Origin of the sequence: Affinirhizobium helianthi (assembly GCF_042680945.1) — a bacterium.
GTDB lineage: Bacteria > Pseudomonadota > Alphaproteobacteria > Rhizobiales > Rhizobiaceae > Neorhizobium > Neorhizobium helianthi.
Genome location: NZ_JBHUEQ010000017.1, coordinates 172,208 through 185,216, shown reverse-complemented (window position 1 = coordinate 185,216; position 13,009 = coordinate 172,208). Strand labels below are relative to the sequence as shown.

Below are 13,009 nucleotides of genomic sequence, written 5' to 3'. Positions count from 1 at the left end.
CAGTTGAATGAAGGAAGATCGACGTGAAGCCGAAATATGATGTGGTGATCTTGGGCGCAGGCGCTGCCGGGTTGATGTGCGCGGCCCGTGCCGGGCGCGGCGGCGCATCCGTTCTGGTGCTGGATCACGCGCGCGCCCCCGGCGAAAAGATCCGCATATCCGGCGGTGGGCGCTGCAATTTCACGAATATTCACGCAAGCCCGGCCAATTTCATTTCCAGCAACAGGCATTTCGCCAAATCTGCGCTCGCCCGCTACACCCCGCGCGATTTCCTCAATCTGGTGGAAAAGCACCGCATTTCCTGGCATGAAAAGACCCTCGGGCAGCTGTTTTGCGATAACAGCGCCAAGGACATCATCCAGATGTTGCTGCATGAGATGCAGGTTGGCCGTGCGCAGCTTAAACTGCAGCAGACCATCACCTCCGTCGAGAAGACAGAAAGCGGCTTTCGCATAGCACTCGATCAGGGCACGGTGGAATGTCGGTCCCTTGTGGTGGCAACCGGCGGCAAATCCATCCCCAAGATGGGCGCGACAGGTTTCGCCTATCGGCTTGCCGAACAGTTCGGCCATAGGATTGTCGAGACCCGCCCCGGTCTCGTGCCTCTTACGCTCGATCCCGCATTGTTGGAAGGTCTGGCCACACTTGCCGGTGTTGCAGTGGAAGCGGAAGTCTCTCACGCGAAGACGGCTTTCCGGGAAGCCCTTTTGTTTACCCATCGGGGCATCAGCGGCCCCGCCATCTTGCAGATCTCGTCCTATTGGCGGGAAGGAGATGCAATCAGCCTGAAACTGAGACCGGACCTTGCTTTGCTGGAGCAATTGAAGGCGGCGCGCCAGAGCGGTGGCAAGCAGGCCGTGCAAACCGTCTTGTCCGATATGCTGCCTCGTCGTCTTGCCGCTTACCTGGTTGAGGCCGGCTCCTTCGCCGGGCCAATGGCCGAGCAGAATGATCGCCGTCTTCAGGCCATTGCCGATTCCGTACAGAACTGGACGATCCGGCCTGCAGGGTCGGAAGGCTATCGGACTGCAGAAGTGACGGTCGGAGGGGTGGATACCAAAGAGCTCGATTCCAGGACAATGCAGTCAAATCTGGTGAACGGCCTCTACTTTATTGGTGAATGCGTGGATGTGACCGGATGGCTTGGTGGCTATAATTTCCAATGGGCCTGGGCATCTGGACACGCATCCGGCGAATCTATTGCATCTATACTCGCCTAAAGTGTTTTTCTTGCTTGGCCTGACTTGATTCGGGACAAATTCACTCCCGGGATTGATAGTCTCTAATTAACGGAATTTAAATTTAATTCCAAAACCACCAATTTTTATTTTTCGTTCATGGGTTCGGTGCAGAAAGGAGAAAAGAGGGTTTTGCGAGTACCCGTTAGTTTTAGCAAAGCCGAACAAATACAAGGGGATTGGCATGATGATCGATCGCATGCTTGCGCGCTTCAAGATCCAGACGAAGGTAATTGCCTTCATCGTTCCGTTTGTCGTGAGCATTTCAGCGGTGGGCTTATCGGGTCTCTATGCCTCCAGCCTGCTGCAGTCGCGCATGGATATGTCGAACGCGGTGCTGCAATCCCTCAGCGGGTTCAAGGATGTCTATTCAAGCATGGGCTCCTTCCTGCAAAACACCACAGAGCAGGCGCGAAACGACCTGAACCAGAAAATTGCAACGCAAGCGGCGCTTTTGAAATCGGTTCGCGACAGCGCCAATTCCGAAGATGGTTACAGCGACATGCAAAGTGCCGTGACTGCGACGGAGGCGATCGGCGGGCGCGTGAACCAGCTCTGGTCAGACTATGAGAAGGAAGTCTCGGTTCGCGAAAGCCTGCAAAGCAATCTGGCCATTCTCATCCGCAGCCAGACCGATCTGCTGAGTTATGCAACCAGCGCCCGCGAAAACCTCGCCACCGATGAAGCTTCGGCAAAGGGTTTGCTGCGTGACGCAGAGCGCCTGAACCGGGGCGCCAATGTCATTGCCAAGCTGGTGGCCGATTTCAACGGCAAGACTGCGCCGGATGAGAAAATGGGCGTGCTCACGGCGCAGATGAATGATTTCGCCACGGCCGTCAAAGATATTGGGGAAGCGCTACCGGCCGAGCAGCAGGTGCTGGCGACCCAGCTTTCCGACAATATGAAGCAGATCCGCGAACAGATGGATCAGGGCATCAGCGATGCGACCGTCAGCTCCGTGGAGCGCATCATCAACCTCATGCGGCCCTTTACCATCCGCCTGCAGGGGACTGCCACGCTGAAATCCCGTCAGGCGACGGAGGTTTTCGGCAAGCTGGATGCGCCCATTGCCAAGGCAACCGCTTTCCTGACAACGACGCGCCAGATCTTTGACGCCATTCGCGCAATCGAGCTGAAAGCGGTTCATTTCACCACGTCACCCGACAAGACAAAGCTGCGTGAATTGCAGGATGCACTGATGGGGCTGGATATTCCGGTTGGCGCATTGCTGGCCGATCCTTCCCTTTCGCCTGAGCTTCACAAGCGCGCGGACGCCATGCTGCCGGTGCTGGCTGTGATGGATAAGGAGGCTGAGACGCTTCTGGGCATTGCCGTCAAGCGCAATGCGGAATTCGAGGCGGCCGGTGCTGAAATCGGCAATATCTGGGGCCGGATGACCGCCTTTGCCGCGGCCCAGCGCGATGCCGCCGGGATTGAGCGCAACAAGGCAAACCAGATTTCCGTTACCGCTATGGTGCTGGGCATCCTGGTGGCAATCTTCGCTGGCATCGGCCTCGTCTTCACTTTCAAGGGGCCAATCCTGCAGATTGCAGCCGCCATGCGCAAACTCGCATCCGGCGACCTCGACACCAACATCGATGGCGTAAGCCGTGGCGACGAAATCGGCGACATGGCGCGTGCGCTTGGTATCTTCAAGGAGAACGCGCAGGCGAAGGTTCGCATCGAGGTTGCCAGTGAACAGGAACGCGCAGCCGCGGAAGAGGAGCGCCGCCGCAACGAACAGGAAAAGCAGGAGATCGATCGCCAGATTCAGTTTGCCGTCAGCGAGCTCGCCGCCGGACTGGAGCGTCTGGCCTCGGGCGATGTTTCCAGCACCATCGACACACCCTTCGTGGGTCGTCTGGAACAATTGCGTCTCGACTTCAACAAATCGACGGAGCGTCTTCAGGATACGATCCGCCTGATCCAGAACAATGTTGCCGCCATCCAGAGCAATGTCCGCCAGATGTCGCAGTCCACGGACGATCTGTCCCGCCGGACGGAAACGCAAGCCGCATCGCTGGAGCAGACGGCTGCTGCCGTCAACGAGGTGACCTCCAATGTGCGTTCGGCGGCGCAAAGGGCGCATGAAGCCCATTCCATCGTCGACGATACGCGCCGGAATACAGATGGATCGCTTGTCATCGTGCGCAACGCCGTCAGCGCCATGCAGCGCATTGAGGCCGCATCGCAGAAGATCGGCCAGATTACCGAGGTCATCGATGCCATTGCCTTCCAGACCAATCTGCTGGCGCTGAATGCCGGTGTGGAAGCCGCCCGCGCAGGGGAGGCCGGCAAGGGATTTGCCGTTGTCGCGCAGGAGGTGCGTGAACTTGCGCAACGTTCCGCGAGCGCGGCGCGGGAAATCAAGGAGCTGATCGGCGCCTCCACCGCCGAAGTCGATAACGGATCGCGGCTGGTTCAGGAGACAGGGCAAGCGCTGGAAGCCATTGGTGCGCAGGTTGCCCGCATCAATACGCAGGTGGAAAGCATCGCGCTTTCCTCGCGCGATCAGTCCTCCGCATTGCAGGAGGTCAACGGCGCGGTGAACCAGATGGACCAGTTGACCCAGCAGAATGCGGCCATGGTGGAAGAAACCAGTGCTGCAAGCCGCCAACTTGCCGATGAGGCGGATCAGCTTGTCACTCTGCTGCGCCAGTTCCGTGTGCAGGCAGAGGCGGTTGAGGGATATGAACCCCGCCGCTCTCATGCGGCCTGACGGGCTGCTCATTAATATTTCGAGACAAGACCTCCCCCCTGTTGGGAGGTCTTTTACTATAGTGATCGGCCATCGCGGCAGGGCCGTTGTCTGCCTCCTTTATTCAACACTTGTTAAGTGGGTTGAGCCATGCTTTCCCAATGCGGAGGCGATCAATCAATCGCTGATGCCCTTGCTCCGCTCCGGGGAAGGAACAACGAAGGAGGATAAGATGCAGAGACATCGTGCACGTGCCGTCGCCCTGGCCATTGCCGAGGCCCAGAACATGGTCCGCCTTCGTCTCTTCCTCGCAGCCAGCTGCGCTACAGCTGTTGTGTCAGTACTACTTATAGTAATGGGATAATAATCGTCGCTGCTGTAGCTAAATTAACATCGAATATATTAGTATGTTTTGATGGAGCGTGGCGAAGCACAAAGATTGAGGGCTTGGTAAGAATTATCCCCAAATTTTTAGGGGGTAATTCGCCAAAACATCACCGAAAACGATATTAGCATCTGTCAAATTTATAGGTCTTTTACTGAATCCGCATAGGCTGATCCGTGAATTTCCACGCGAGGGGCCGATGAAGATCTTTTTCCCAAAAACAGTAACAGCCCGAATGCTGCTACTCTGTCTTGCGCTGGTTGTGGCCGCTGTTGCCGCTGTATCCGGCATGACCTATGTCAATCTCCGCAATGAGATCGAGACCAGGTCTGACAAGGATGCGCGCTCTGCCATGCGGGCCATGGCCGTCCTTTATGGCGCGGCTGTTCAGGGCTCCACCATCACCGTTCGTGATGGAACGGTCACGTCCGTGCAGCAGGCCGGCAAGATTGGCATAACGGATCACGCCCTGGTGGATCGTGTTGCGGAATCGATCAGCGGTGTCGCCACTATCTTCGAGCGTCAGGGCACGGATTTCGTCCGCATCTCCACCAATGTGAAAAAGGAGAACGGGGATCGCGCCATCGGCACGAAACTGGCTGCCGATCATCCGGCTCAGGCGGAACTTGCCCGTGGTGAAGCCTATTTCGGTCCTGCAACCCTGTTCGGCAAAAGCTTTGTCACCGGCTATTATCCGATCAAGGACGCAAGCGGCAGCGTGACTGGCGTTCTCTTCATCGGCATCCATGCCGAAGTCTATTTCGAGCAGATTACCGCCTCCGTTTGGGTCATGATCCTGACCGGGATTCTTGCCATCGGTGCCGTCGGCCTGATCGGCCTCATCATGACCCGCCGTCTGGTTCGGCCTCTTCCTGTACTCACACAAACGGTTCTCGCCATTGCTGGCGGCAAGGATGTGAAGGTTCCCTATACGGATCGCGAAAACGAGTTCGGCGATATTTCGCGAGCGCTTGAGGTGTTCCGCCGCAATGCCGAGGAAAAGCGGCTGGTGGAAGCGCGCTCGGAGGAAGAGCGCACCGCTGCAGAGAGCGATCGGCGCCGACATGACGAGGAGCGTCATCTCGTGGCGCGCCAGATCGATCAGGCGGTCGATGAACTGGGTGCCGCGCTTGCCCGTCTGGCGCAGGGCGATCTGACCTATACGATCAAGACGGCCTTTGCCGGACGATTGGAAAATCTGCGCCTGGATTACAATGCCTCCATGGCGCGTCTCAGCGAAACCATCAGCCGTATCCGCGATACGACTGTCAGCATCGAGGCACGGACGGCCGAGTTGAGCAATTCCTCCGGGGATCTTGCCCGCAGAACCGAAACCCAGGCGGCTTCGCTGGAAGAAACGGCCGCCGCTGTGGATGAAATCACGGTCACGGTCACCAATTCCGCCGAGCGGGCGCGTGAGGCAAACAACGCAGTTGCCGAGACGAAGAAGACAGCGGACAGCTCGTCCACCGTGGTCAATAGCGCCGTGGATGCCATGGGCCGGATCGAGGAGGCATCCTCCAAGATCGAATCCATCATCGAAGTTATTGATGATATTGCTTTCCAGACCAATCTGCTTGCGCTGAACGCCGGTATCGAGGCAGCCCGCGCGGGTGAGGCGGGCAAGGGCTTTGCGGTCGTTGCGCAGGAAGTGCGCGAACTGGCGCAGCGTTCTGCAAGTGCGGCGCATGAAATCAAGGATCTGATCAATCAGTCCAGCAATGAAGTGCGGAACGGTTCTGAACTGGTCCAGCAGGCAGGGCAGGTGCTGGCGACGATCAGCCGCCAGATTGCCGGTGCAAGCAGCCATGTGGAAGCGATTGCAACCGCCAGCCACGACCAGTCGCTGGCGCTGAAGGAAATCAATGGAACGGTCAACAAGATGGATCAGTTGACCCAGCAGAACGGTGCCATGGTGTCCGAAACCAGCCAGGCAAGCGCCCGTCTTGCCGCAGAGGCGGAGAACCTGCGTCAGTTGGTCGAGCAGTTCCGCACAGAGGCAAGCCAGCAGTCCCGCCGCGCGGCCTGATCGATTATCGAAGCCATCAAAAAGGGCGGTCCACGGGGCCGCCCTTTTTCGTTTCATGCCGTTTGCTTTAGCGCGGCTGTGCAACCACGACCGGAATCATCAGATCCCCCCAGTTTCCATTGCCGCCATGGTGCCGCGCAGAGCGGACAAGCTCCACGGAAACGCCTGCCTCAACCGCCTTCATCACCGCATGGTTCAAACGATGCAGCTCGTTTGCGAGAATGCGGATGGCGGATTGCTGATCCGTGCTCATCGAGGTGCTTTGCTCTTCTGCACGTTCCTTGACTCGTGTCTGGGCATTCATGGCATTTCTCCTCTTGTCTTCGGGGGTTCTTGAAGGGTGCTTGCAATTACTCGGCTGCGGGGCGGAACTGATCGTGCTCGGTCGATTCTGCCATCGCGGTGGTGGAGGACAGGCCGCCGGAAATGGCCAGCGAGACCTGATCGAAATAGCCGGTGCCGACCTCGCGCTGATGCTTGGTGGCCGTATAGCCGTTGATCTCGGCGGCAAATTCCGCTTCCTGAAGTTCGGAATAGGCCGCCATCTGGCGTTCCTTGTAGCCGCGCGCCAGCTCGAACATGCCGAAGTTCAACTGGTGGAAGCCAGCCAGCGTGATGAACTGGAACTTGTAGCCCATGGCGCCCAGCTCGCGCTGGAACTTGGCGATCGTCGCGTCATCCAGGTTCTTTTTCCAGTTGAAGGACGGTGAGCAATTATAGGCAAGCTTCTTGCCCGGATGAACCTTATGTACACCCTCGGCAAATTTCCGCGCCTGCTCCAGATCCGGCTTGGAGGTCTCGCACCAGATAAGGTCGCAATAGGGCGCATAGGCTACGGCGCGCGCAATGCAGGGCTCAAGCCCGTTCCGGACCTGATAGAAGCCTTCGACTGTGCGGCCCTTTTCGTAATCGACGAAAGGCTGGTCGCGCTCGTCGATGTCGGAGGTCAGGAGCTTTGCGGCTTCCGCATCAGTGCGGGCAATGACAAGGCTTGGAACGCCCATCACATCGGCTGCCAGTCGGGCCGCAGTCAGGTTGCGGATATGGGCTGCGGTGGGGATGAGAACCTTGCCGCCCAGATGGCCGCACTTCTTTTCCGATGCGAGCTGATCCTCGTAGTGAACGCCGGCTGCACCGGCCTCAATGAATGCCTTCATGATTTCGAAGGCATTCAGCGGACCGCCAAAGCCAGCTTCGGCATCGGCAACGATGGGCGCAAACCAGGTATCGACGGAAAGACCCTTGCCCTCGGCGGTCTCGATCTGGTCGGCGCGTTGCAGGGTGCGATTGATGCGCTTTGCCAGTTCCGGCGCCGCGTTGGCCGGGTAGAGCGACTGGTCGGGGTACATGGCTGATGCGGTATTGGCATCGGCGGCAACCTGCCATCCGGAAAGGTAGATGGCTTTCAGCCCTGCGCGAACCATCTGCATGGCTTGATTGCCGGACAGCGCTCCCAGTGCGTTGACGAAGTCTTCCTGGTCAAGAAGCTGCCAAAGGCGGTTCGCTCCTCGTTCCGCTAGCGAATATCTGATCTCAACCGAGCCTCTCAGACGTTTTACATCGTCCACCGTATAGGGGCGCTGAATGCCATCGAAGCGGCCTTTCGGTGCTGTTGGAACAAGATTGTAAAAGTCTGTCATGGTTCTCTCTCCCAATGGAGGCGCAAGTGCTTTGACAAAGTATGTCTCATCCCTGGCGCCTGAATTCGATAATGCTGTTTTACCCTGCATTGCAGCATATTTCCAGAAATTCGGGCAAAACCTGGAGGCAAATGAGGTTAAGTTGTCTTGTCTTTCACCGGACCGCGTGTAAATTTGTAAAATATGTAAAGAACGGGGGCGGGATATGGCCGAGCGGAAGATATTTGCGGGACCGAAAGTGCGCCGGGTGCGGCAGGCCCTGCAACTGACACAAACCGCAATGGCGGAGGGATTGGGCATATCTCCCTCCTACCTCAACCTCATAGAACGCAATCAGCGCCCCTTGACCGTGCAACTGCTCTTGCGCCTGTCTTCCGTCTACAAGGTGGATCTCGATCAGCTGCAGGCCGAAAGCGGTGGCGCGGCCGTGCAATTGCGCGAGGTGTTCGCCGATCCTCTTCTGGCAGGGGAAATTCCGGGCGATCAGGAGGTGCTGGAGCTGGCAGAAAGCGCACCCAATGCTGCGGGCGGCATCATCAAGCTTTATCGCGCCTATCGGGAGCAGGCGGCGCGCCTGACCGACCTTTCGGAACTGCTGGCGCGCGAGGGGCATGAGACATCGCTTGCGGGTGCGCGGCTTCCTGTCGATCTGGTGCGGGATCGGCTGGAGCAGCGCTCATGCTTCCATCCGCAGATCGAGGCGGCGGCAGAAAGCTTCATCGAGGCTCTGCCCTCGGGGGAGGATATTGCGGCGCGGCTGAAGGCCTGGCTGCGGGAACGGCATGGCATTTCCGTGCGCCTTTTGCCGGTTCATGCCATGCCCAATTTCAGCCGCCGTTACGATCGCCATTCCATGCGGCTTTTCCTGTCCGAGCGCTTATCCTCGGCAGACCGGCGGCGGGAAATTGCGCAGGAGGTGGCACTGCTGGCGTTGCGGCAGGAAATTGATGCAGAGCTGGAGGCTCTGTCGCTCGATTCGGCAGAAGCCATGCGCATTGCCCGCTTCGAACTGGCACGGCTCGCATCGCTTGCCCTGTTGATGCCCTATGGCAGCGTTCTCACGGCAGCGTCGCGGGCCAGATTCGATGTGGATGTGGTGGCCGCACGCTTTGACGTCTCTTTCGAGCAGGCCGCTTACCGGCTTCCCATGCTGGCCAGGCCGGGTGCTTCAGCTCCTGCCTTTTTCATCATGGAGATGGATCACGCCGGTCATGTTCTGCGCCGGGCGGGCGCGCAAGGCTTTCCAAAGGCCCGGTTTGGCGGCAAGTGTCCGAGGCTGGGGGTGCATCTGGCCTTGATGCAGCCGGGGCAGACGGTGGTGGATGCTGTCGAAATGCCGGATGAAACGCGGTTCCTGACGATTTCGCGCAGTATTGAAGGGGCGCATGCGACATTTGGCGAACGGGTGCGCCGCAGGGCCCTGCTGCTTGGCTGCGATCTGGAGGCCGCCGGAGAGCTTGTCTATCGCGCCGCGGCGGATCTGCCTGCCGCCAAGGTTCTGGCAGGCACCGCATGCCGCCTGTGCGAGCGCCAGGGCTGTCTTTCCCGCGCAGAGCCGCCCGTTACGCGTCCCGTGGGACTGGATGAGATGGTCACCGGTCTCAGTGCCTTCGATTTCCAATAGTCGATGAATGCACAGGCTTTGTGCGTTGCCGAAGATTTGCGCTTGTCGCTTTCCTCATTCCTTTCTACTCTCCTGCCACGAATACAGAAATCGCGCCTGTCGTCATGAGGAAGATGGGCGGAAAGACGGGAACAGGAGCTGACATGAAAACCGCCACCTTGGGCATCCTGGCGCTGGCCACCGCCGCTTTCGCTTCCACTACGGTTCTGGCTCAGGATCGTGAAGTCCGCGTCTATAACTGGTCGGATTACATCGACCCCGCCGTCATTGACGATTTCACCAAGGAAACCGGCATCAAGGTTGTCTATGACGTTTTCGACGACAACAGCCTGCTGGAGACCAAGCTTCTGGCTGGCGGTTCCGGTTATGATGTGGTGGTGCCGACCGGTCCTTTCCTCCAGCGCCAGATCAAGGCCGGTGTCTATCGCGAACTGGACAAATCCAAGCTGACCAATCTCGGCAATATGTGGCCGGAAATCATGCAGCGCCTTGCCAAGTACGACAAGGACAATGCCCATGCGGTCAACTACATGTGGGGCACAACGGGCATTGGCTATAATGTCGAAAAGGTCAAGGCCGTGCTGGGCGACGTGCCGATTGACAGCTGGGATATCATCTTCAAGCCGGAAAATGCCGAAAAGCTGAAAGCCTGCGGCCTGAACGTACTGGATGCGCCGGATGAGACCTTTGCCGTCGCGCTGAACTATCTGAAGAAGAACCCCGACAGCAAGGATGCTGCCGATCTTCGCGCAGCCGGCGAGGTGTATAACAAGATCCGCCCCTATGCGACCTCGATCAACTCGGCCGCTTATATCAATGATCTTGCCAATGGCGACATCTGCATCACCATCGGCTGGTCCGGCGATATCCTGCAGGCCAAGAGCCGCGCCGAGGAAGCCAAGAATGGCGTGAACATCAATTATGTGATCCCGAAAGAGGGCACATATATGTGGTTCGACAACCTCGCCATTCCAGCCGATGCGAAGAATGTCGAAGAGGCGCACGAGTTCATCAATTATCTGATGCGGCCGGAAGTCATCGCCAAGGCATCGAACTATGTTCAGTATGCCAACGGCAATCTTGCCTCCCAGAAGTTCATCGACAAGGAAATTCTCGATAACCCATCCGTCTATCCGACGAAGGAGGTTCTCGACCGTCTCTTCACGATTTCGCCTTACGAGGGCAAGTCGCAGCGAGAGGCGACGTCTATCTGGACCAAGTTCAAGAACGGCCGCTGAGGCGTTTCTTTCTGGCGGGCGTCATGCCCGCCATTTTCCAATCTGGCGACGAGCAAAGTGGGCAGGGCATGGCGAAGACTCTCGGACCCGTTAAACGCAAGTTCTCTCCCTGGACCGATCCATCTGCCACACCTTTCATACGGTTTGAGAACATCACCAAGCGCTATGGTGATTTCATTGCCGTGGACAATCTGACGCTCGATATCTACGAGCGCGAATTCTTTTCTCTGCTGGGACCATCCGGCTGCGGCAAGACCACGCTGATGCGCATGCTGGCCGGTTTCGAGGAGCCGACCGAGGGGCGCATCCTCCTGCAAGGCAAGGATCTGGCTGGCGTTCCGCCCTATCGTCGCCCCACCAACATGATGTTCCAGTCCTATGCGCTCTTTCCGCATATGACGGTGGAAAAGAACGTGGCCTTCGGGTTGGAGCAGGATGGGCTCCCGAAGGCGGATATTGCTGCACGTGTCGGGGAAATGCTGAGACTGGTGAAGCTCGAATCCTTTGCCAAGCGCAAGCCTGCCCAATTGTCCGGCGGTCAGCGTCAGCGCGTGGCGCTTGCCCGTTCTCTGGCAAAGCGCCCTAAGGTCTTGCTGCTCGATGAGCCGCTCGGCGCGCTGGACCGCAAGCTCAGGGAGGAAACCCAGTTCGAGCTGATGGACATCCAGCACACGCTTGGTCTTACATTCCTGATCGTCACCCATGATCAGGAAGAGGCGATGACAGTGTCGGACCGTATCGCCGTGATGGACAGGGGGGTGGTGGTGCAGGTGGCAACCCCTGCGGAAATCTATGAGGCGCCGAACAGCCGCTACGTGGCCGAGTTCATCGGCGACATCAATATTCTCGAGGCGCAGATTTCCGCCAAGAATGGCGAGGTACTGACCCCGGGTCACCCGCCGGTCGTCAGGCTACAATCGGAAGGGCTGGCAATTGCGGTGGAACAGGACTGCGCGGCTGCCGTCGGCGCCTCCGTCGCCTTTGCCCTTCGTCCCGAAAAGGTGAGAATTTCGCTGGACCAGCCCACTGGCCGGGATGTCAATATTGCCCATGGCGAGGTCTGGGATATCGGCTATCTGGGCGACTTTTCGCTCTTTCTCGTCAAGCTGGACGACGGGCGCATCCTGCGCGCCGCCCAGGCCAATGTCTCGCGGCTTGTGGATCGGCCCATCACCTTCGGCGATATGGTCTGGCTCAGCTGGCCCGCAGATGCCGGTATGGTGCTAACCCGTTAGGAGGCTTCTAACATGGCAGACATTGCAGTCTCCTCCCGCACCCATCCCCTGCGCTGGCTGGTCGTTGCCATACCCTATGTCTGGCTGCTGCTCTTCTTCGTGGCGCCCTTTTTCATCATTTTCAAGATTTCCCTGTCCGACACGGAAATCTCGATGCCGCCCTATACGCCGGTCTTCGAAGGCTTCGATGCAATCGGCGAATTCCTGTCCAACCTGGATTTCGAGAACTATACCTATCTCACGGATGATCCGCTCTACATCGGAGCCTATCTTTCGTCCCTTCGCATTGCCTTGATTTCCACCTTCCTGCTGCTTCTCGTGGGCTATCCCATGGCGCTTGCCATGGCGCGGGCCAGGCCGGCCATTCGTCCCATCCTGATGATGATGGTGATCCTGCCATTCTGGACGTCGTTTCTGATCCGCGTCTATGCCTGGATCGGCATATTGAAGCCTGAAGGCTTGCTGACGATTTTCTTGCAGAGCCTTCACATTCTTGGGCCGGACCAGCAGGTCCAGATCTACCGCACGGAATATGCGGTCGTCATCGGCATTGTTTATTCCTATCTGCCCTTCATGGTCCTGCCGCTCTATGCGGCGCTGGAAAAGATGGATGGAACCCTGCTTGAGGCGGCGAGCGATCTGGGGTGCCCGCCCTGGAAAGCCTTCTGGCGCATTACCTTCCCGCTCTCCCTGCCGGGCGTGATCGCTGGCGCGCTGATCTGCTTCATTCCCATCACCGGCGAGTTCGTCATTCCCGATCTCCTGGGCGGGCCGGAAACCCTGATGATTGGCAAGACACTCTGGACCGAATTCTTCCAGAACCGGGATTGGCCGCTGGCCTCGGCAGTGGCGGTGCTGTTGCTGATGGCGCTCGTAATCCCCATTGTGATCTTCCAGAACCAGCAGAAGAAGGTGGCGTGAG

The 13,009-nt window shown here is 58.2% G+C and carries 9 protein-coding genes; 7 read left to right on the top strand and 2 right to left on the bottom strand.

Annotation, left to right across the window (positions count from 1 at the left end):
• Positions 1 to 23 precede the first annotated feature (23 nt).
• From ACFSE1_RS10905 to ACFSE1_RS10895, 3 genes are all read left to right on the top strand, one after another.
• Positions 24 to 1,220: a BaiN/RdsA family NAD(P)/FAD-dependent oxidoreductase gene (locus tag ACFSE1_RS10905; RefSeq protein ID WP_377400675.1), complete on the top strand. Its 1,197-nt coding sequence runs from the start codon at positions 24 to 26 to the stop codon at positions 1,218 to 1,220.
• A 202-nt stretch (positions 1,221 to 1,422) separates the two neighbouring features.
• A complete protein-coding gene (locus tag ACFSE1_RS10900; protein WP_377400672.1) occupies positions 1,423 to 3,957 on the top strand; it encodes a methyl-accepting chemotaxis protein in 2,535 nt (844 codons plus the stop codon).
• A gap of 563 nt (positions 3,958 to 4,520) precedes the next feature.
• A complete protein-coding gene (locus ACFSE1_RS10895) occupies positions 4,521 to 6,350 on the top strand; it encodes a methyl-accepting chemotaxis protein (protein ID WP_377400669.1) in 1,830 nt (609 codons plus the stop codon).
• Positions 6,351 to 6,417: 67 nt separating this feature from the next.
• On the opposite strand, the gene ACFSE1_RS10890 is transcribed toward ACFSE1_RS10895, so the two are convergent.
• Together ACFSE1_RS10890 and aceA are read right to left on the bottom strand one after the other, a co-directional pair.
• On the bottom strand, positions 6,418 to 6,654 hold the full coding sequence (locus ACFSE1_RS10890; protein ID WP_377400666.1) for an SMc00767 family acetate metabolism repressor: 237 nt from the start codon (positions 6,652 to 6,654) through the stop codon (positions 6,418 to 6,420).
• 46 nt (positions 6,655 to 6,700) lie between these two features.
• On the bottom strand, positions 6,701 to 7,990 hold the full coding sequence (gene aceA / locus ACFSE1_RS10885) for an isocitrate lyase (RefSeq protein WP_377400663.1): 1,290 nt from the start codon (positions 7,988 to 7,990) through the stop codon (positions 6,701 to 6,703).
• A gap of 205 nt (positions 7,991 to 8,195) precedes the next feature.
• Between aceA and ACFSE1_RS10880 the strand changes: the two genes are divergently transcribed.
• The 4 genes from ACFSE1_RS10880 (at position 8,196) to ACFSE1_RS10865 (ending at position 13,008) form a co-directional block, all read left to right on the top strand.
• Positions 8,196 to 9,614, top strand: coding sequence for a helix-turn-helix domain-containing protein (locus ACFSE1_RS10880; protein ID WP_377400660.1), 1,419 nt, complete (start codon positions 8,196 to 8,198; stop codon positions 9,612 to 9,614).
• A gap of 143 nt (positions 9,615 to 9,757) precedes the next feature.
• Complete coding sequence (locus ACFSE1_RS10875) at positions 9,758 to 10,852, top strand: polyamine ABC transporter substrate-binding protein (protein WP_377400657.1); 1,095 nt, start codon at positions 9,758 to 9,760, stop codon at positions 10,850 to 10,852.
• A 68-nt stretch (positions 10,853 to 10,920) separates the two neighbouring features.
• A complete protein-coding gene (locus tag ACFSE1_RS10870) occupies positions 10,921 to 12,087 on the top strand; it encodes an ABC transporter ATP-binding protein (protein ID WP_377400819.1) in 1,167 nt (388 codons plus the stop codon).
• A 12-nt stretch (positions 12,088 to 12,099) separates the two neighbouring features.
• Positions 12,100 to 13,008, top strand: a complete 909-nt coding sequence (locus tag ACFSE1_RS10865; RefSeq protein WP_377400653.1) for an ABC transporter permease subunit — start codon at positions 12,100 to 12,102, stop codon at positions 13,006 to 13,008.
• The last annotated feature ends 1 nt before the right edge of the window (position 13,009 follow it).